The sequence below is a fragment of the Sunxiuqinia sp. A32 genome, from assembly GCF_052690465.1.
Genome location: NZ_JBQYLI010000011.1, coordinates 42323 through 62388, shown reverse-complemented (window position 1 = coordinate 62388; position 20066 = coordinate 42323). Strand labels below are relative to the sequence as shown.

At 39.8% G+C, this 20066-nt stretch carries 17 protein-coding genes; 13 read left to right on the top strand and 4 right to left on the bottom strand.

Features of this window, described 5'->3' with window-relative positions; translation table 11 throughout:
- Window positions 1-27: 27 nt before the first annotated feature.
- Complete coding sequence (locus ACUNWD_RS12575) at window positions 28-1803, top strand: family 16 glycosylhydrolase (protein ID WP_445588169.1); 1776 nt, start codon at window positions 28-30, stop codon at window positions 1801-1803.
- Window positions 1804-1827: 24 nt separating this feature from the next.
- On the top strand, window positions 1828-2457 hold the full coding sequence (locus ACUNWD_RS12570) for an HAD family hydrolase (RefSeq protein ID WP_445588168.1): 630 nt from the start codon (window positions 1828-1830) through the stop codon (window positions 2455-2457).
- Here the strand turns inward: ACUNWD_RS12570 and ispG are convergent.
- Entirely contained in the window at window positions 2454-4313 is a 1860-nt protein-coding gene (ispG, locus tag ACUNWD_RS12565) for a (E)-4-hydroxy-3-methylbut-2-enyl-diphosphate synthase (protein WP_445588167.1), read from the bottom strand. The genes ACUNWD_RS12570 and ispG overlap by 4 nt on opposite strands.
- Before the next feature lie 281 nt (window positions 4314-4594).
- On the opposite strand from ispG, the gene ACUNWD_RS12560 reads away from it, so the two are divergent.
- Complete coding sequence (locus tag ACUNWD_RS12560; RefSeq protein ID WP_445588166.1) at window positions 4595-5515, top strand: ATP-binding cassette domain-containing protein; 921 nt, start codon at window positions 4595-4597, stop codon at window positions 5513-5515.
- A gap of 694 nt (window positions 5516-6209) precedes the next feature.
- On the opposite strand, the gene ACUNWD_RS12555 is transcribed toward ACUNWD_RS12560, so the two are convergent.
- Entirely contained in the window at window positions 6210-6674 is a 465-nt protein-coding gene (locus ACUNWD_RS12555; protein WP_445588165.1) for a hypothetical protein, read from the bottom strand.
- A gap of 231 nt (window positions 6675-6905) precedes the next feature.
- Between ACUNWD_RS12555 and ACUNWD_RS12550 the strand changes: the two genes are divergently transcribed.
- The 3 genes from ACUNWD_RS12550 (at window position 6906) to ACUNWD_RS12540 (ending at window position 10096) form a co-directional block, all read left to right on the top strand.
- The gene (locus ACUNWD_RS12550; RefSeq protein WP_445588164.1) at window positions 6906-7688 is read left to right on the top strand and encodes a 3-keto-disaccharide hydrolase; all 783 of its coding nucleotides are present in this window, start codon (window positions 6906-6908) and stop codon (window positions 7686-7688) included.
- A gap of 100 nt (window positions 7689-7788) precedes the next feature.
- Window positions 7789-8361 (top strand): fused DSP-PTPase phosphatase/NAD kinase-like protein, encoded by a 573-nt coding sequence (locus ACUNWD_RS12545; RefSeq protein WP_445588163.1) that lies wholly within the window; start codon window positions 7789-7791, stop codon window positions 8359-8361.
- A gap of 154 nt (window positions 8362-8515) precedes the next feature.
- A complete protein-coding gene (locus tag ACUNWD_RS12540) occupies window positions 8516-10096 on the top strand; it encodes a calcineurin-like phosphoesterase C-terminal domain-containing protein (RefSeq protein ID WP_445588162.1) in 1581 nt (526 codons plus the stop codon).
- Between the two features lie 76 nt (window positions 10097-10172).
- On the opposite strand, the gene mgrA is transcribed toward ACUNWD_RS12540, so the two are convergent.
- On the bottom strand, window positions 10173-11162 hold the full coding sequence (gene mgrA, locus ACUNWD_RS12535; RefSeq protein WP_445588161.1) for an L-glyceraldehyde 3-phosphate reductase: 990 nt from the start codon (window positions 11160-11162) through the stop codon (window positions 10173-10175).
- A gap of 113 nt (window positions 11163-11275) precedes the next feature.
- On the opposite strand from mgrA, the gene ACUNWD_RS12530 reads away from it, so the two are divergent.
- The 5 genes from ACUNWD_RS12530 (at window position 11276) to ACUNWD_RS12510 (ending at window position 16369) form a co-directional block, all read left to right on the top strand.
- Window positions 11276-12196: a pyruvate, water dikinase regulatory protein gene (locus ACUNWD_RS12530; protein ID WP_445588160.1), complete on the top strand. Its 921-nt coding sequence runs from the start codon at window positions 11276-11278 to the stop codon at window positions 12194-12196.
- A gap of 317 nt (window positions 12197-12513) precedes the next feature.
- Window positions 12514-12891 carry a hypothetical protein gene (locus tag ACUNWD_RS12525; protein WP_445588159.1) on the top strand — a complete coding sequence of 126 codons (378 nt, stop codon included), beginning with the start codon at window positions 12514-12516 and terminating at the stop codon, window positions 12889-12891.
- Between the two features lie 43 nt (window positions 12892-12934).
- On the top strand, window positions 12935-14005 hold the full coding sequence (locus ACUNWD_RS12520; protein WP_445588158.1) for a 4Fe-4S binding protein: 1071 nt from the start codon (window positions 12935-12937) through the stop codon (window positions 14003-14005).
- The gene (locus ACUNWD_RS12515) at window positions 13968-15356 is read left to right on the top strand and encodes a hypothetical protein (RefSeq protein ID WP_445588157.1); all 1389 of its coding nucleotides are present in this window, start codon (window positions 13968-13970) and stop codon (window positions 15354-15356) included. Before ACUNWD_RS12520 ends, ACUNWD_RS12515 begins: the two co-directional genes overlap by 38 nt.
- A gap of 11 nt (window positions 15357-15367) precedes the next feature.
- Window positions 15368-16369, top strand: coding sequence for a 4Fe-4S binding protein (locus ACUNWD_RS12510; RefSeq protein ID WP_445588156.1), 1002 nt, complete (start codon window positions 15368-15370; stop codon window positions 16367-16369).
- 90 nt (window positions 16370-16459) lie between these two features.
- Here ACUNWD_RS12510 and ACUNWD_RS12505 read toward each other — a convergent pair whose 3' ends face one another.
- Window positions 16460-17470, bottom strand: a complete 1011-nt coding sequence (locus tag ACUNWD_RS12505) for an aspartate-semialdehyde dehydrogenase (RefSeq protein ID WP_445588155.1) — start codon at window positions 17468-17470, stop codon at window positions 16460-16462.
- A 100-nt stretch (window positions 17471-17570) separates the two neighbouring features.
- On the opposite strand from ACUNWD_RS12505, the gene ACUNWD_RS12500 reads away from it, so the two are divergent.
- Together ACUNWD_RS12500 and ACUNWD_RS12495 are read left to right on the top strand one after the other, a co-directional pair.
- A complete protein-coding gene (locus ACUNWD_RS12500) occupies window positions 17571-18533 on the top strand; it encodes a lamin tail domain-containing protein (protein ID WP_445588154.1) in 963 nt (320 codons plus the stop codon).
- Window positions 18534-18591: 58 nt separating this feature from the next.
- Window positions 18592-20064: a DUF5687 family protein gene (locus ACUNWD_RS12495; RefSeq protein ID WP_445588153.1), complete on the top strand. Its 1473-nt coding sequence runs from the start codon at window positions 18592-18594 to the stop codon at window positions 20062-20064.
- Window positions 20065-20066 lie beyond the last annotated feature (2 nt).

The window sequence follows — 20066 nt, the reverse complement described above, 5'->3', positions numbered from 1 at the left end:
TATTACTTGCTTAAAACGAATATAAAAATGAAACTAAGTACATCCATAATACTCCTGTTACTACTCACACTCATCTCGGCTCAAACTATTGCTCAACAGAACGAATGTGATAAGGTAATTTGGTCTGATGAGTTTGAGGTAGATGGTGCCCCTTCATCTGAAAAATGGGATTATGACTTAGGCGGTGACGGCTGGGGAAATAATGAACTGCAAACCTATACCAATAGTAGAAGCAATTCCTGGATTGCTGATGGCAAGCTATATATCAAGGCAATCAAATCAAATGGGAGCTGGACCTCTGCGCGATTGGTTAGCCGGGAAAAAGGAGATTGGCTGTATGGACGCATTGAAGTAAAAGCAAAACTCCCATCCGGGAAAGGAACCTGGCCGGCAATATGGATGCTCCCAACTGATTGGGAATATGGCGGCTGGCCTGCCAGTGGCGAAATCGACATCATGGAACATGTGGGTTACGATCCGGGAGTGGTGCATGGAACCATTCACACTAAAGCCTACAACCACGGAATTGGAACCCAGCAAGGAGCAAGTATCACCGTCGCTGATGCAACGACAAACTTTCACGTCTATGCCATTGAATGGACCGAAGAACAAATGCGTTGGTATGTGGACAATCAATTATACTTCACCTTCAACAATGAACACAAGACCTACAAGGAATGGCCATTCGATAAACGATTCCATTTGCTGCTAAACATCGCCATTGGTGGTGACTGGGGAGGAGCTCAAGGCATTGATCCCAATTTAACGCAAGCTACCATGGAAATAGAATACGTTCGCATTTCCCAAAACAAAATACCCACCCCCGTGATTATCGGGTCCAATTTAAATGAGATCGGCGAAGTGCAAACTTATCAGGTTGATCCTGTGGAGGGAGTGAGCTACCTGTGGCATTTGCCAGACGGCGTCAATATCATCAGTGGCGCGGGAACCAATCAAATCACCGTTCAATGGAATGATATCCCCGGAGATATTCAGCTGGAAATACGAACTGCCTGTGATACGGTCTTTTCCAATGAGTTTCATGTTAACATTGCCCAAAAACCAGAGGATGACACCTTCCCAATCAGTCCACTTGATCTCTCCAATAATCTGGTCTGGCAATCAGAAGCTAGCGAGAATAACAGTTTCATCCTAGATGAAAATTCTGAAGTTTTGAATGTAAACTATGCTATTCAATCACCCTTAAACAATCCATACATTTATTACAATTTTGGTGTAGCAATTGATTTTACTGAACTGCATGAAATGTCGCTGGATCTAAAAATTGATCCTTCCAATCCACCGTCAAACATGCGGATTGATTTAGTCGACATCAATGGAAATGTTCGCATCAATGACTTATTCAAAATAAATAGTTTTAACTCCGATGACCAGTTCCACAAGTACACATATACTTTCAATGAAGTTCCTGATAGAACCTATCAATTGGACAAGATTACGCAGCTCCGAGTGTATGTTAATTATGGAATTTTGGGCGCTCCCGGGAATTCAAGTTTCCAATTGAAAAATATGCAGATGCAAATACCCGGGGCCACCGCTGTCAGTAATATGAACAGCCAATCATCTTTCCGAATTTTTCCAAATCCAGCAAGCTCAATCCTGAATATTCAGGGAGATGGGAACCTAGAAGAAATTGCAATTTATCAAGCAGATGGACGCCCTGTAAAACAGCTTACATCTGTCCGAAAGAAGAATTACCAACTGAACATTTCCAATTTATCACCCGGAACTTATTTTGTGAAAATCAACAATTCATTCTCATCAGCTGTCATCATTTATTAAACGATTTTTCGTTTATTTGAGGGCATGATTGTCAAGCAAACGATAAAAAATATCATTTTTGATCTGGGCGGGGTTCTGTTGGATATTGATCCTCTCAAAACGATTCAGGCATTTGAAAAGCTGGGTCTTTCCGGAGTGATTGATGAGGGAGGATGGAGCTACAACCACCCGGTATTCCTGAAATTGGAGCAAGGTCAGCTAAGCGATGTTGAATTTCGAAACGAGATACGAAGCCTTCTTCCATCTGATACAAGTGATGAAGAAATTAACGCTGCCTGGTGTGCGATGATCATTGATTTCCCTGCAGAAAAAGTCGAATTACTTAAGGCATTGAGCAATTCATTTAAGCTATTCCTCTTTTCAAATACCAACACCATTCATCTTTCTTTTTTCAGACAATTGTTTCGCAAGAAATTTGATATTGATCTGGATGATCTGTTTTCAGACACCTTTTACTCACACGAAATTGGTTTGCGAAAACCCTTGGCGGATTCATTTGTACATGTAATCAATAATGCGGGAATTGTAGCTGAGGAAAGTCTATTTATTGACGACTCCAGGCAAAATACAGAAGGGGCTGAAGCGCTGGGCATACAGACCATCCACTTAGCAAGAGACAAGAAATTGCATAAAATTTTTGAGGGATACTATTAAGCCTCCGGATCACTCCAATCGCCATTTTCACGAATCAGGTTTTCCAATTCATAAACAGCCATTTCAAACGGAATGTGTCTCTTTTTCAGACTTTGACCTTTATACAGATTAACTTTCCCGGGACCTGCGCCAACAAAACCATAGTCAACATCACCCATCTCACCAGGACCATTCACCACGCAACCCATCACCCCAATTTTCAAGTGACTTAAGTGCTTAAAGTGTGTCTTAATATTTTTAGTGGTTTCATGCAGATCAAACAAAGTACGGCCACAACCTGGACATGAAATAAATTCAGTTTTGGTTACCCGCATGCGGCTCGCCTGCAATACCGAGAAACTAAGATCTTTCAAGTCAGTGAAAGTCATGTTATCGCCATCATTGCTGATACATATTCCATCGCCATAACCATCAATCAGCAATCCTCCCAAGTCCACCGATGCTTTAATCTGTAGATCTTCCAACCTGCTCTCCTTATATTTCCTATAAATAATCACCGGCACTTTCCAGATGTGCGTTTCCAGGTTCATAAAGAACGCGCGCAATTCTGCAAATGGATTTTTATTAAAACTTTCAAGGATAAGAACGGTCTTCCGGGTTTGCTTCAACTTCATGATAATCTCTGGATTCTCGTTCATAAAACGGTCGAATTCCGGCTTATTGGTGCGGATAAACTTCATCTGTCCCCAGTGAGTTCCACCAAACAAATAATCATCAATACTTAAAATCGGATAACAGTTTCCTTCAATGTCGTACACCTCATCATTCTTCAGGAAATACTCAGGGATTTGCTTCCCACGCATCGGCAATATCTCAGACAAGCTTCTATGTCGAAGATCAGCCAACACAACAGGAACCTGCTTCCCGCCCATATCCATGACCGGCCTTACCGAACGCCTTTCATATTCAAACGGGTTGGTTTGTGCAAAAAGAGGTGCTTTTATGGGTTCGTGCCCCACATAGGAGCGAATATGATTGATCATCTTTTGAGCTACCGGAATTTCTTTTTCAGGCGACTCAGTCAACGATACACGAATTGTATCACCAATACCATCAGCCAGCAAAGCTCCGATTCCAACTGCCGATTTTATACGGCCATCCTCTCCTTCTCCGGCTTCAGTAACTCCCAAATGCAAAGGAAACTTCATTTCTTCCAAACGCATTTTCTTATTCAGCAGACGGACGGTATAAACCATCGTCCGGGTATTACTGGACTTAATGGAAATAACTACGTTTCTGAAATCAACTTTCTTACAAATGCGCAGGAACTCCATCACGGACTCAGATATTCCGGCAGGCGTATCCCCAAATCGGCTCATAATGCGATCGGACAATGACCCCTGATTTGCTCCAATTCGTAACGCAGTTTTTGTTTCTTTTAATATCTCGAGGAAAGGAATAAATTGTTCTTCAATCTTTTGCAGCTCTTCTTTATATTCCTGATCCGTATACAGGTGCATCTCAAAACGGGCGCGCTTATCGTAAAAGTTTCCCGGGTTAATTCGGATTTTGGAAATATATTTCGCAGCAATCTCTGCAAGTCTTGGATTAAAATGAATATCAGCAATTAAAGGGGTCTCAAAACCACGGCTAACGAGCTCTTTTTTAATGTTACGCAGATTTTCAGCGTCGTTAATTCCTTTAACGGTTACCCGAACATAATCGGCTCCTGCCTTTACAATGCGAATAATCTGTTCAACAGTAGCTTCGGTATCTCGCGAGTCGGTATCGGTCATTGATTGAATGCGAATAGGATGCTCACTTCCCAGAGGCACTTTCCCAATGTCCACCGTCGTTGTAGTTTGCCGTTGATACTTGGTTAAATCTTTGATGTAATTAAAATTCCGATCTTTCATAATAAAGCCTGCAATTTTGCGGACCACAAAGTTAATTTAAAGTTAAGAAATAAAAAATCCCTTTTCTAATTTAGAATGCATAAGACTACGCAAATCTATTGAATTCATTCGGCTTTTCGAACCATCGGAAGTAATTTTCTAATTCCTTTCTTCACTCTTTTTTCCGCTTTCAAAAAAGGCAAAAATAAGTTATCCGGAAATTACCTCAACATAAAGATTAGATCAAGTTCTCCGTTTCATTAATCAGATTTCTTTACTTTTGGAGGAATAAACTCCATTTCATGTCGGTAATCATTGAAAATATCAGCAAATCATACGGTGCCCAAAAGGCACTCGACTCAATAAGTTTTAAGCTTGCGAAAGGAGAACTTGTTGGTTTTCTGGGACCTAATGGCGCAGGAAAGTCGACTCTCATGAAGATTATTACCGGCTATTTGGCTGCCGATTCCGGATCAGTTATGATTGAAGGAAATGTGGTTCGTCCGGAAGATCATCAACTGAGAACTCACATTGGCTACTTACCCGAACACAATCCACTATATACGGATCTTTACATTAAGGAATACCTGGAAATGGTTGCAGGGTTCTATAAACTGGACCAACGCATAAAACGAATCACCGAAGCCATCGAAATGACTGGCCTTGGATTGGAGCAAAAGAAGAAAATTGGAGCTCTTTCAAAAGGCTACCGGCAACGGGTTGGACTGGCACAGGCTCTGATTCACGATCCATCGGTTCTAATTCTGGATGAACCAACCACCGGGCTCGACCCCAATCAACTGGAAGAAATTCGTGCCCTGATTCTGCGTGTTAGCCAGGAAAAAACCGTGTTGTTTTCCACCCACATCATGCAGGAAGTAGAAGCTATTTGCTCTCGTGTCTTGGTCATCAATCGGGGGAAACTGATTGCCGACGGTTCGGTGGATGAGTTTAAATCCCGTAAGCTCACCAAAAACCAGCAAGTATTTGTGGAGTTCAACCAAGCGGTAAAAGAAGATTTGCTCAACAGCTCGCTGCCGATCGGAATTGTTGAGAAGAATGGCCTTCACAGCTTTCTGCTCACATCATCCGGCGAACAAGACCTTCGTCCCTTGCTTTTTGACTTTGCTGTAAAAAATAATGTGAAGATACTCGGCATGAATGAGCAGCAGTCCAGTCTCGAAGGCATTTTCCAACAGCTAACGCAAACCGTTTTAAAATAGTATTTCCTGTTAAACTCAACTTAAAGGGCTATCGGGGTCACGACATGTCGTGACCGTCGATTACTCTTCTTCATCTGGGGATATTTTGTTGCGCCCGCTGGGATTAACTCGGTCTAAGTTTTTGTAGACGGGGCACCCATAGGATGAAAAGGATGGCCGTCCAATGACGGAAAAAGAAAAGCTGTCTGAGTCCGTAAAAACGGACGAGTTCTTTTCTTTTAATCGTTGAATCCATCATGGGTCGGCGAGAAACCAAAGTCTTGATCTTTTCGTTCTTTTGGATCAAGCCAAAAGGACATTGAAGTTGATCATCCTCAAGCCGGAAGGCTTTTCATTTTTCATTCGATAAAAGCGAAGATCGGTGGTTATATATACTGACTCTCCCCTGATTTGGATACAATCCTTTTAGTTTGATCCAACTCTTCCCCTCTCTACCTGTAGCGAGGGGCAAAGCAAGCGCAGCAAGCTTGGGGTGAGTCAAAAAATTATGCCTGATAAAATATATGTCTTATCAATGCGGCGCATGAAGCGATATATCCCCAATAAAACATAGCTAAAGAGTGATTGGGGGTCGACAATAGCCAAAAGGACAATGGAAATGCGATATGAAACAAAAAACCCCTCGCTGGAAACGAGGGGCCGTAAAGGCTGGGTTACGAATTCAGCCTACCTTTTCTCAACCATAAGAATATTTTTATTGCTTGTCAAATACGAATTTCTCGGTTCGATCTCCATACGAAGAAGAAACACTGGTCTCCACTACCAAATCTCCATCACTCAACTGATACACCTCTACAATGGTTAATTCACCATTATCTCTCATTGGAAGTTTGGAAGTAATCGTCAGTTCTTTCATATCAACTCCCCAAACAGCGGTGGATTTCTTTTGAGAATCTCTCCATCCCTTATTAATACATTCCTTACCATCTAAGGTAAATTCATCGTTAATGGTATAATCATTTCCTTGATAAGATGCATGTTTTTCAAGCTTCAGTTCGTTATCCGCCTGAGCAATGATAACTGATTTTGGAGCCATACTCCAATCCTCATTGAGCGTACTTTTTGAACTGTTTAATGTCCAGCTGCCAGAAAAATTGGATTGGGAATAAGCAGTACTTAAAATCATGATAGCTGCTAAAAGAAAGAAAGTCTTTTTCATTACGTTTAGTTTTAGTTGATGAGATTTAAGAACTTGTTACATGCTTAGAATAAAAAACTTACAAAAGGTTTAAACATGATTCAAAATAAATTCGATACTGTTAGTTTGATCTTCCCAATCACCACATCTAACAAGCGCTTCCAATTATGAAAAAAGAATGAGTGAATAAAACGGTTACAATTAGACTGACTTTTTATATCTTGCTCAACACTAATCCAAAAGCATCATATCATGAAAAATGCCATTCTATATTTATTTTCGATCGTTGTTCTTTTTTCCATTTCGATCTCGTTTAAAAATCCTCCGTCCAAAACAACTGGAGTTGGAGCGAAAGCACCTAAAAGTGCAGAAGTTCTTTTTGATGGTTCCCGCGAAATGCTGGACACGAAATGGACCTATTGGGAAGGCCCTCGATTATCAGCAGAATTGCCTATTAAATGGAAAATTGTTGATGATCCGGTAAATAAAGGAACTGCAGTAAACAGCAATGATCCAACAGCTGCAGGTGGTCAATATGGAACCGCAGACATTGTTACCAAAAAGAAGTTCAGGGATTTTCGATTGCATATTGAATTTTTAATTCAACGAGAGAAAGGGAATAGTGGTGTATACCTGCAAAATCGTTACGAGATTCAGGTATTGGATGGCGACTCGACTTCTCACGGAATGGCTACGGTTATCAACGAAACTGAATCACCCTATTTTGCCTACAATGGAGTGAGAAAATGGAATGCCTATGACATTCAGTTCAGAGCAGCTCGTTTTGAAAATGATATTTTAACCGAAAAACCAATGGTAACTATGTACTTCAATGGACAAAAAGTTCACACCAACGTACAGATCAATAAGGTTTGGGGCGGAAAATTCTCTGGCCTTGATGGAGGTAACGACGATGGCAAAGGAATCACAGACCGCCCCGGAGGCATCAAGCTTCAGGCCGAAGGTCATCCGGTAATCTATCGCAACATCTGGATTGAGGAATTGGATTTAAAGGAAGCCAATACTGACTTTTAAATAAATCAAATACTTTATTAACAAACATTTTAATTTCGTTAACACTACACATGCTAAGTGTTTTCTATTTTTGGATTGAACCAAATAATTAAACTTTATCATGAATATCAAAACCCTGCTTCTGGCTCTAATTCTCCTGTTAAGTAGCAATTTAACTTCATTATTCGCCTCCGGACTTTATCCAGCAAAAGATGACTCCAACTCTATTGTGGAAATTGAAAATGTTGATAATCTGTATCAATGGGGAGATATGTTTCTTGGTGGACAGCCCAACCTGGAAACCATGAAAATGCTGCATAAAAAAGGAGTTGACCTGATAATTAATCTGCGTTCGGAAGACGAAATGGAGGAATTTGCAGAGTCGGCATTTAACGAAGAGCAAATGGCCCAACAATTAGGAATGAAATATCTTTCCGTTCCTGTGAGTGGCTACCAATCGTATTCACCCGAAACTGTAAAGAAATTCAATCAGGCAATTAATACGCCTCACACCAATGTATTTATTCACTGCCGAAGTTGCGGCCGGGTTACCCAGATTATGATGGCATACCTGGTGAAGTACAAAGGCTATTCATTGGACGATGCTGTCGCAATTGGCAAAAAACTTAAATACCAATCAACTTTAGAGATGCTTCTTGGACAGGATATTTCTATGAAGCTAAAAGAAGATTAGGCACACATAAAACAGAGACAGGTGATTAACTATTTCTTTTAGTTAGCTTGATAAGGACATAATCTTTTTTGATGTGATTTTTGTTAATTTAGGCAAGACATGTGAAAACCACATGATAAAACAATTTAAATATCCTTCATTAAAGCCTACTACTGTGAAAAGAAATTTAGCCATTTTTATCCTTACCACCCTGATCATTTCCTCCATCCAAACGATAGCACAATCGGTTGTAAAAGGAGTTGTTTTCGAAGATCTCAACCAAAATTCGACACAAGACCGCAAAGAAAAAGGCATTGCTGGTGTTGCGGTTTCAAATGGAGTTGATGTTGTTCAAACCGATGATAATGGGGAATATCAATTAAAGGTGTCTAATGATCAAATCATCTTTGTAATAAAACCTTCGGATTACCAGATCCCGGTAAATGAATTCAAACTTCCACAATTCTATTATATCCACAAACCGGGTGGTTCGCCAGAATTAAAATATGAAGGAACTCAAGGCACCGGAAAACTACCGCGAAATGTTGATTTTGCGCTGTATTCAGATTCAAGCCAAGATCAATTTAAAATGCTGGTTTTTGGCGATCCCCAACCTTACTCTAAGAAGGAGGTTGACTTCTTTGCTAAAGGTATTGTAAGTGAGTTGGAAGGAGTGGAAGGGGTTTCATTTGGGTTGAGTATGGGTGATTTGGTTGGTGATAACCTCAATTTGTTTCAACCATACAAGGAAGCTGTTCAACGCATTGGAATTCCATGGTATAACGTGATGGGCAACCACGATATGAACTACGATGGAAGCCAAGATAATTTATCAGATGAATCTTTTGAACGGCATTTTGGACCAGCAAACTATTCATTCAATCATGGGAAAGTCCACTTCATTATTTTGGATGATATTTTATACCCTGACCCAAGAGATGGGAAAGGTTACTGGGGAGGTTTCCGAAAGGATCAGTTAGACTTTGTTGAAAATGATCTGCAGTTTGTTCCAAAAGATTACCTGATCGTTTTGGCTTTTCACATCCCAATTAGCGAACCGGATGGAGGTGATCCTTTTCGGGATGAAGACCGCGACCGGCTTTTTCAATTGCTAAAGGATTTTCCGCAGACACTGTCAATCTCAGCTCACACTCATTTACAACGGCAGGACTTATTTTTTAAGGAAGATGGCTGGTTACAGGATGGATTTCACCATCATTTCAATTCCGGAACTACCTCCGGAGATTGGTACAGCGGACGCTTAAATGAAAAAGGTGTTCCAACTTCCACCATGCGGGACGGAACACTCAAAGGTTATTCCTACATCAGCTTTGATAAAAATCAATATCAGATTAAATACAAAGTAGCAGGGAAACCAGCCGATTATCAATTTGAAATCTATGCCCCGAAAGTGCTCGAGAAAGATAAACGGACCTCTTCCGGGATAATCGCAAACTTCTTTATGGGTAGCGAACTTGACACTGTTTTCTATCGAATTGATGACGGCTCATGGAATCAGATGTACCCCGTGGATGATTATGACCCTTCGTATTATCATTTGGTGCAGGAATGGGATTTTACGGATCAACTTCTTGATGGCAGAAGACCATCAAACCCAAAAAAATGCACTCACCTTTGGGCGGGAAATATCCCAACCAATCTTGAAGCCGGAGAGCATATCATTCAAGTAAAAGCTACTGATCTATTTGGTCAAACACATGTCCAGGAACGTAGTTATCAACTATTAAATCGATAACCAAACCAGTAAAATTGGGAGCAAAAAATAGCCTTCATTCTTTCGGATGAAGGCTAAAATATATTAATTGAGTAAACTATCCTTTCAAAATATCTTCAATTGTCTGTAGTTCTGCAGCTGAGAAATCCAGGTTATTGGTCATTGCCACATTATCTTCCAATTGGGCTACAGAGCTGGCACCAATTAGTACGGTAGTAATGCGAGGATCTTTCACGATCCATGCTAATGCCATCTGTGCCAAAGACTGCCCACGTTGTTGAGCCAATTCATTCAACTTCTTCACTTTTTCAACCGCTGGCTCCACTTGATCTGCCTTTAAAAATCCCCAGGATTTGGCAGCACGCGATCCCTCAGGAATCCCTTTCAAATATTTGTTGGTCAGCAATCCCTGCGCCAATGGTGAAAAAGGAATACAACCGATACCTTCTTCTTCCAATACATCCAACAACCCATCTTCAACCCAACGCTCAAACATCGAGTATTTTGGCTGATGAATCAAACATGGAGCCCCCAAATCACGCAGAATTTGAGAAGCTTCTTTCGCACGGTCCGCAGGGTAATTTGAAATCCCAACATAAAGCGCCTTTCCCTGACGAACAGCATTTGCCAGTGCCCCCATGGTCTCTTCCAATGGTGTTTCAGGATCGGGACGGTGTGAGTAGAAAATATCTACATATTCCAATCCCATGCGTTTCAAACTTTGGTCTAAACTTGCGGTCAGGTATTTGCGGCTTCCCCAGTTTCCATAAGGTCCGGGCCACATATCGTATCCAGCTTTGGTAGAAATAATTAATTCATCGCGATAAGGAATAAAATCCTGCTTCATAATCTTCCCAAAATTCTCTTCCGCTGATCCATATGGAGGACCGTAATTATTCGCCAAATCGAAATGTGTAATTCCTAAATCAAAAGCCCTGCGCAACATAGCACGACCATTTTCAAATACATCTACACCCCCGAAATTATGCCATAAACCCAGCGACACGACTGGTAAATTTAAGCCTGAACGTCCACAACGTTTGTATGGAATTCGCTCATAGCGTTTTGAGTCTGCTTGATAAATCATGGTTTACTTTTTTAGTCGATATGTAAAGATAAGCTTTCATTTACTAAATTTAAAAAACGAATTCAAAATCATTTTTAAAGCTTTATTGTTTAACAAGATAAAGATTTCAAACGATGGACAATCAGACACCAAAAAAACCGACAAAACCCATTTATGTTGTATCCGGAGGAAAAGGACTGGCAGGAAACAACATGGTTCAGTCGCTGCTAATTCAGTATCCCAATAACAATGTGCCGGTGATTATTGTCCCCAATGTAATTAGTGAAGACGAGATTGAGAAGGTGATCTTGAAAGCCAAAAAGAATGGTGGATTGGTAACCCACACCATGGTAATCCCTTCACTGAGAAAAAGACTGATTGAGCTAGCCAATCAACACGAGGTAAAACAAATTGATTTTATGGGAGAATTGGCTTCTCACCTGGATGGTGAATTAGGCATCTCCTCCCTGGAGTCTCCCGGATTATTCAGGGAAATAAACCAACAATATTTTAATCGTATTGATGCAATTGAATTCACTTTAAGGCAGGATGACGGAATGAGTCCAGAGCGATTGAATAATGCAGAAATCATTCTATGCGGCGTATCCCGCGCCGGAAAAACCCCACTGAGTGTTTACCTGGCAATGTATGGATGGAAGGTTGCAAATGTTCCGCTGGTAAACGGAATCAAACCTCCACGCGAACTTTTCGAAGTAGATCCGCAACGGGTTTTTGGCTTGCATATTGGGCTGCAACATTTAATTGCTCACCGCATTAAGCGCCTTAAAAGCTTCAACAACATGGACAACACCTTATACATTGATGAACGAAAAGTGAGGGAAGAAATTCGAAATGCCAATTTTATTTTTGAACGAGGTGGATTTACGGTGATTCATGTTTCCAACAAACCAATTGAATCAACTGCAAATGAAGTGCTGAACATTATGAACGATCGGTTCGATTATGGAGGACGTAAGATTGTCTCTCCATATAAAGATAGTGAAGTGACCGGTTTTGAAGACAACATCGGCCAATCTCCCGGACAGGGATTTTAGAAAAACTGCTCAATTTACCGTCTACATTTGGCAAATGATCATCCTGCATTGAAATTTCGATTTTCAATAGGATCGAATTTCATCCATCCCAAATTTATATTGTAAAAATATCTTCAAGAATAGACATTCTTAAATTTCTGAAATCTAAGGAGTAATAATTCTTTTGTGAAAAAAATGCCTTTTTTTAGCATTATATCCGCAAGTTTTCAGCCCTTCTCGTGTCAAAGCTGGTAAAATTAATATGTATTAGAAATAGCCACTCTTAAAGGAAAGGTGGACTAGAAGTAGTTAAGCAGAAACGTAAAAGATCATTTACTATGAAACAATTAATGCTAGGCTTTTTTTTGGTAGCTGTAATCTCAATTTTACCATCAGTTATAACCGCCTGTGAGATTGAGTATAAAATTTTGGAAAATGAAAAGGAGTACTATCAAAAAGGAGATGTTCTCGTTGTAAAAGTCAAAGTAATATATACCCATAAGCAATGCCCCGAGGGAATAGATGCCACAAAGTTTAGTTTCGATGGTTTAAAAGTTCTAGGAGCCACCAAATGGAAACAAATCACTTCGAATGAGTTTGAACGTAAGTTTAAGATTGAGGTTTCTAAAGATTCAAGCAAAAAACTGGTTTTCGGTACTGTTCGAAAATGCGACAAAGAAGGGGGAGCCGGAAGTATCAAATTACAGGTCGGTTAGCTCCAATTGACCAGTCTAACCAATTTTAATATAAACTGAACGTATGAAAGCATGCCCAAAAGCAGTGGTTAAGGTCTTAATATTGACTTCGCTATTGCTTAATTTTTCTATTTTAAGAGCTATCTCGCAGGATGACTTTTCACCTTATGAAGAAAACACCGAGCAAACCGAACAATTAAAGCATGAAGATGAGTTTGAGAGTTTCGAAGAATTTGAAAGTTTTGAGCAATCAAATATTGCAGTTGAAACAGTTTGCATCGGAGAAAAAGGTTGTTGCAAAAAAGATAGAACCGTCGTTTGGGTTCTTAGTATTCTTGCACTCACTTTGCTAATTGGGTTTCTCGTTAAATATCCGGCAATTCGGAATTTGAGAGGTATCTTCCTAATTGCATCAGTAGTAGTGCTCGGTTTTTACAAAGGAGGCTGTCCCTGTCCTATTTCCAGTTTTCAAAACGTAATACTTGGGGTTCTCGGTGTCGATACCCACTGGAAATCGATGATATGGTTTATTGGGTTAATACCTGTCACCTACCTGGTGGGAAGGGTCTATTGTGGTTGGCTTTGTCATTTAGGAGCAATACAGGAACTCATCCACCTTCCTGGTAAAATAAAAATCCTGCAAACTGAAAAATCTCAAAAAATAATGAGACTGGTTCGTATTGTTATTCTCGTCGTGTTGGTCGTACAGCTGGTTACTACAAGAACAAACATTTTTATTCATTACGACCCATTTAAAGTTGCTTTCAATATGATTGGCGTCCACACCTTAAGCTGGATTTTACTGGGTTTGTTGTTGGTTAGCTCCGTATTCATATATCGTCCTTTTTGCAAAACTGTTTGTCCAATTGGACTGATTCTGGGTTGGGTTAATAAAATTCCAGGTGCCCGTGTAATTGGGAACAATGGAAAATGTGTGGGTTGCAAAACGTGTAACAATGAATGCAAAATCAGAGCTATAACCCGCGATGAAAAATTCAGCAAGCTGGACAATCAGGAATGTATTGTGTGCGGTGAATGCATCGGTAGTTGCCATAAAAATGCACTTTCCCTTTTTAGAAATAATAAAAAGAACCATCATGATCAGATTAAATGTGAGCGTTTGGAGCTGGAGTAAAAGAGCGGTACTGGTTTTGACGGTGATGGCCATCACTCAATTAAAAGGAAATGCGCAGGCTGAATGCCGAAGTATACTTGGCGCATACCTAAAACCCTTTTCGGACGAATCGCAATGGAGCTGGGGAACCGAATTAATTGCTTCTCCAGGTGTCATGAGTGACCGCTTTATCTTTAACGGGATGAATTACTGGGGACTCAATTATGAATCCGTCTCCATGAAACATCAGTTCTATTTTGAAGGCGCAGCTAAATATTGGTACAACAGCAGTGATGGTCCCGGTTTAAGTGGGACCGGTACAGCCTATCAGGATTTTAACAAACCGGAAAAGAAACATGTTGGATTTCGAGAACTCTATTATTCGCACTATGGAAAATGGAATATGAAGGCTGGTATTCAAACAGGGAAATCGGAAGGGAGTTTCTTGTTTGATGAGCGCTTTTTGGGAATAAAGCTTTCAAAAGAATTGGGGTCTGCGAAAATTTCAACTACTGCAGGGACAGTTTATGATGATATTGCCCGCATGCAGGATGTTTGTGGTACCCGGCACTTATACAATCTCGCCCGTGGAAATAAAATCAATTTTGTTGGTGACAAATGGCTTCAGTCTAATTTTGTTATGACAGAATTCAGTTGGTATCCCAACAAACAAAAAGAAGCTGTTGCTTCATCAACAAATGAGTTCGCAGTTTTAAAGGATGATTCTGAATCCGAAGAATTTGATTCCTTCTCAAGTGATATCAAAGATGAATTTGGGACTTTCGGTGATAACTCGAAGACTAAAAAAGTATTCCAGTTAAATCAATTCTCGTTTAGACTCTACGAAGAGTTTGGGGAGGTTTTTTATTCCTATCAGTATTATGGCGGGCTGAATGTAAACTTGCGAATTCTGGAAAGTATTGACTTAAAAACAGAACTGCTTGCTCAACATTTTGATGGGAATAATGCACTTATCTATCAATTGGGAATAAGTAAAGAGAAGTTTTGGAGTAATGGGTCCTTCTCTTCTTTCAATATTGAGTATGATGGCATGCACGCGCTCTCCGATAGCATCAGTCATTTTCCATCGTTTTCTAATCTTTTTAAAGGTGAAGTCATGCGGCTGGATATGATGCATTTACCATTAATGGAACTATCATTTGATCATCAGCTCTCCGGTAAAACTAAACCTGGGTTTGGCCTAAAATACATTCATCAATTTAAAGATGCCCATACGCGTGAAGTAGATTTGGAGTTTTCCTTAAAACCATGGAAGCACTTTCAGTGCTTTGCTATTGGGAGCTATGTGAAATCAGACATTTTACCTGAAGACAACTTTTTACTCAAACTGGAAGCCCATTTGGCTTTTTAAATGATTAAGCTATGGATTTGAATAGACGTATCTTTCTTCAACGATTAGCGGCATTAGGTGCCGGAGGTTCTTTACTTTCTTTAACATCATGCGAGCTGGCACAAATTGATCCTTTTTCCCTCTATTATATCAAAGATGATGAATGCTTGGGGTGTGGCAAGTGCATTGATGTATGTGGTTACGATGCAATTTCTCTAAACAAAAAAAGTACCTTCGAACTGGATGCAGACTCTTGCTCATTGTGCGGAAGATGCATTGATGCATGTGACGAAAAGGCGATTCATGTTCCGGCAGTCAAGTATTCTATTATACCGTCAGAATGTACCAGTTGCGGGAAATGTAAAGAAGTATGCGAACCTAATGCAATTGTTTTAGCCGAAGTCAATTATGTTTTTGAAGAATCCTTGTGTGTAGGTTGTGGAGATTGCATAGAGGCATGTAAAAAAGAAGGAAATTGCATCTCCTACGAACGTGAAATTTATTCTGTGCGAGGACGGTGTAATGGTTGTAGAGAGTGTATCCCTGTTTGTAAGTCAAATGCTATCACGATTTCTTGGGGGAAGGCTGTAATTGATAATTCAAAATGTACAAAATGTGGGAAATGTGTTATCGCATGCCGCAGATATGCAATAAATCCAGCGAGAGTAAAAAAAGACGATGAAGAGTGCACAAATTGTGGAAAATGTTTACCCACTTGTGATTTTCACGCAATTACAAAAACGTCGCAATCAGAAGAAATAGTTGACCCTTACATTGATAGAGCAAAATGTGTTGCTTGTAACAAATGCTACGAAGTTTGCGAATTAAATGCAATTGAAAAGGAGGTACCTGAGGTAATATTTGCTCCTTATATTGATAAGGATGAATGTAGCTCTTGTGCGCGTTGCTATAGCATCTGTGTGGACGACAACGCCATTAAAGCAACTATTGAAAAAGCATCAGTTATTGAATCGGCATGTAAATTATGTGGAGAGTGCCTCGATGTATGTGAATTCAATGCTGTTGGCCGTTAAATACAGAATTTAAAGTTGTTAAGTAATCTACATAAAAAACCCGGAACAAAGTCCCGGGTTTGATCAGCTAAAAGCTAAATTATGGAATAACTACTTAACTTCTCCGGCATTAATAAGCCATTCGGCTATCTGAACTGCATTTAAGGCAGCTCCTTTTTTAATTTGATCACCTACACACCAAAAAGTCAATCCTTTTGGATTCGAAATGTCTTTACGCAAACGCCCCACATAAACATCATCTTTACCCGCTACAAATAGCGGCATCGGATACTCTTTGCTTTGTGGCTTGTCAATCACGGTCAATCCTTCAAAATTTTCAAAGGCTTCACGAACCTGCTCAACACTTAATTCTTCTTCAGTTTCCAACCAGATAGCTTCAGAGTGAGAACGAGCAACAGGAACGCGTACGCAAGTTGCACTTACTTCTGCATCGGTATGCATAATTTTTTTGGTTTCCCAATTCATCTTCATTTCTTCCTTGGTATAATCGTTATCCAGGAAAACATCTATGTGAGGGATAATATTCATTGCCAATTGATACTGAAACTTATTAATGGTAGGCTCCTCTCCATTGGCTATTTGCTTGGTTTGTTCTTCCAGTTCGGCAATTCCCTGTGCACCGGCACCGCTGGCAGCCTGGTAAGTCGCGACCTGAACCTTGGTGATTTTTGAAAGATTATCAATCGGTTTTAAGGCAACCACCATTTGAATAGTCGAACAGTTTGGGTTAGCAATGATATTACGAGGACGATCTTTCGCATCTTCAGCATTTACTTCAGGAACTACCAACGGAACGTCATCATCGTTACGAAAAGCACTGGAGTTATCAATCATGATGGCTCCATGTTTTGTAATTGTTGTAGCAAATTCCTTAGAAATGGAAGCACCAGCAGACGTAAGGGCAATATCAATGTCCTTAAAATCGTCATTGTGCTTCAATTCTTTTACAGTCAGTTTTTCACCTCTGAATTCATACACATTACCGGCACTTCTAGCCGATCCAAATAAAACTAACTCATCAAGGGGGAAATTACGTTCGGCCAAAACGTTCAGAAACTCCTGGCCTACCGCCCCACTTGCTCCAACAACTGCAACTTTCATAAATCTAAAAATTTTTGTTAATTTGATAGCAAATATTAACGTTCTTCATACGTTGTTTAACGAGCGTAAAATTAGTTGATTGCTTTTAATATAACACACCATGAGCCACAAATCTTGGTTATTTCTATTCCTGATTATAAATTTCTTAACAATTGAAAGTTTTGGTGAGGGGAAATTGGCTGCAACTTCCAAATCAAAAGCTGAATTGACAATTTCTAAAAAATCGGAAATAATCATCAACGAAATACTGTTTGACTGCTATCCGGGAGGTGCCAACTTTGTAGAACTGTACAACAATTCTGATCAAACAATAGAGCTCGATCAGATGATGCTTGCAACCAGAAACGAAAATTCAGAATTGGAGCAACTAACTCCCATTACGAATGAAAAGCGACAATTAAAACCGAAAGAGTATTTGGTAATCAGCAAATCAGCTGAAAAAGTATTGGTATTCTACCAAACTAAAAACAAAAAGAATTTTATTGATGTGGAGCAAATGCCCAAACTTTCAAGTAGCTCCGGAAACCTTGTTTTGGTGGATAACAATCAGGAAGTAATTGATGAAGTGAATTATTCATCAAGCATGCACCATGCCCTGCTAATTGATGAGGAAGGTGTTTCCATTGAACGGATTGATCCGAATACCGATAGCATGGATAATGCAAATTGGACATCTGCATCCTCCCGCGTGGGATATGCAACCCCCGGTTACCAAAACTCCATGACTGGAAATTTTGTAGAAATCAGAGATGAAATCTTCATTGAACCCAAAGTGATTACCCCCAATAATGACGGTGATAAAGATTTTCTTAGTATTTATTACAATTTTGAGAATCCGTCTTATAAAGCAAATTTAAGCATTTACGATTCCAGAGGCTCTCTGGTAAATAAAGTAGTGAAAAACGAATCTCCGGGGCAGCATGGGGAATGGGTTTGGCTGGGAACACGTGATGATGGATCAAAAGCATCGCTCGGAGTGTATGTTATTCTAATTGAGTTATTTGAAAAAAACAGAAAGGTCAAGGAATTTAAAAAGAGCTGTTCAATCACCGACCGACTGTAATTTTTTGACACACGTAACGACCCATTAATAAAATAATTTCACCCTAAAAACTGACACTGTGAAAAGAAGTCTATTTTATTTCACATGGAAAGAGGTATCTCGTTCTTCCCACCTGGGAAAAAGCATTTCCACCAAAATAATCCTTGGATTTATCGCTTTGTACTTTGCCGCTAACTTTCTGGTTATGGGAATGTTCATTCCACAAATATTGGCTAACAAATTCCCAAACGAAAATCCCGTCAGCAAGTTCAACAGTTTTTTGCTTATCTATTTCGGATTTGACCTATTGATACGGGAAATGCTGCAAAATCTTCCAACAATTAGCTTTAAGCCATTGATTATTCTAAATGTTAAACGCGAACGAATAGCTCGGTATTTACTGCTTCGTTCAGTCTTTCATTTTTTCAATTTTCTCCCTTACTTCCTACTGATCCCGGTTTGCTTTTCATTAACCTTTGTCCATTATCCAGGCTTACCAGGAATCGCATGGCTTCTCTCCCTTATTTTGCTCATCTTCACGAATCATTTCTTGTCAATTTATCTGAAATGGTGGATTAACAGCAACAGTTTTGGCTTTTATGTTTTTATCGGGCTTTTTGCTACAATCTATGCCATTGACTATTTCAATATTGTAGATATTGCTGGTGCTTTTGGGAGTTTTCTGGATACGCTTCTTCTGCATCCCACATGGATCCTCGCAATTTTGGTCTTACCGGTGTCACTGTATGTACTAAATTATAACTACCTGCGTAGCAAACTTTATCTGAATTTAATTGAAAAGCAGCATAAAAATGCCAAAATCCGTGATTATGGATGGTTAAGCAGATTTGGTGAATATGGCAAATTTATTTCGCTGGAAATGCGACTGATATGGAGAAATAAACGTCCGCGATCACAATTTCTAATGACCATTGCATTTTTGCTTTATGGATTACTGATTTATAAAGACACGGGAAGTGGCATTCCTGATTTTATCCTCATCATTGGAGGACTAATGATGGTATCTATTTTCTCTATTTCCTATGGCCAGTTCTTCCCCGCCTGGCACAGCAATTATTTCTCTATGTTGATGGTTCAAAACTTCCGCATGAAGCAATTTCTGCAATCATTCTATTTCTTGAACCTGGCAGTTTGTTTGATATATTATCTACTCACTCTTCCTTATGTTTTATTAGATGATCGGGTCATCTATTATCATACGACCATGCTGATTTATCACATTGGCATCAATATGAACCTGATCTTTTTATTCGGAAGAGGAAGTAGCAGGGCATTGGATCTAGGGGGATCATCCATGTTTAATTACCAGGGAATGGGTGCCACCCAATGGTTAATCGCTTTGCCAATGATGCTGGTGCCGGTACTATTATATATTTTATTCAAGCTAATTCTAAATCCTATGGGTGCCCTGCTGGTTTTGGCCGGATTAGGGTTAACAGGAATACTGGCTCAGCCTTATCTTTTTCAGTATTTCACGAAAGAATATCTTAAACGTAAACATCAACTAATCAAAAACTACAAAAACTCCTGATC

Excerpts from the sequence above, each read along its gene's own strand:
- ACUNWD_RS12510 (WP_445588156.1), top strand. The coding sequence starts at position 15,368 with ATGGATTTGAATAGACGTATCTTTCTTCAACGATTAGCGGCATTAGGT.
- ACUNWD_RS12530 (WP_445588160.1), top strand. The coding sequence starts at position 11,276 with ATGGACAATCAGACACCAAAAAAACCGACAAAACCCATTTATGTTGTA.
- mgrA (WP_445588161.1), bottom strand. The coding sequence starts at position 11,162 with ATGATTTATCAAGCAGACTCAAAACGCTATGAGCGAATTCCATACAAA.
- ACUNWD_RS12550 (WP_445588164.1), top strand. The coding sequence starts at position 6,906 with ATGAAAAATGCCATTCTATATTTATTTTCGATCGTTGTTCTTTTTTCC.
- ACUNWD_RS12505 (WP_445588155.1), bottom strand. The coding sequence starts at position 17,470 with ATGAAAGTTGCAGTTGTTGGAGCAAGTGGGGCGGTAGGCCAGGAGTTT.
- ACUNWD_RS12570 (WP_445588168.1), top strand. The coding sequence starts at position 1,828 with ATGATTGTCAAGCAAACGATAAAAAATATCATTTTTGATCTGGGCGGG.
- ACUNWD_RS12545 (WP_445588163.1), top strand. The coding sequence starts at position 7,789 with ATGAATATCAAAACCCTGCTTCTGGCTCTAATTCTCCTGTTAAGTAGC.
- ACUNWD_RS12575 (WP_445588169.1), top strand. The coding sequence starts at position 28 with ATGAAACTAAGTACATCCATAATACTCCTGTTACTACTCACACTCATC.
- ispG (WP_445588167.1), bottom strand. The coding sequence starts at position 4,313 with ATGAAAGATCGGAATTTTAATTACATCAAAGATTTAACCAAGTATCAA.
- ACUNWD_RS12560 (WP_445588166.1), top strand. The coding sequence starts at position 4,595 with ATGTCGGTAATCATTGAAAATATCAGCAAATCATACGGTGCCCAAAAG.
- ACUNWD_RS12515 (WP_445588157.1), top strand. The coding sequence starts at position 13,968 with ATGATCAGATTAAATGTGAGCGTTTGGAGCTGGAGTAAAAGAGCGGTA.
- ACUNWD_RS12555 (WP_445588165.1), bottom strand. The coding sequence starts at position 6,674 with ATGAAAAAGACTTTCTTTCTTTTAGCAGCTATCATGATTTTAAGTACT.
- ACUNWD_RS12500 (WP_445588154.1), top strand. The coding sequence starts at position 17,571 with ATGAGCCACAAATCTTGGTTATTTCTATTCCTGATTATAAATTTCTTA.
- ACUNWD_RS12520 (WP_445588158.1), top strand. The coding sequence starts at position 12,935 with ATGAAAGCATGCCCAAAAGCAGTGGTTAAGGTCTTAATATTGACTTCG.
- ACUNWD_RS12525 (WP_445588159.1), top strand. The coding sequence starts at position 12,514 with ATGAAACAATTAATGCTAGGCTTTTTTTTGGTAGCTGTAATCTCAATT.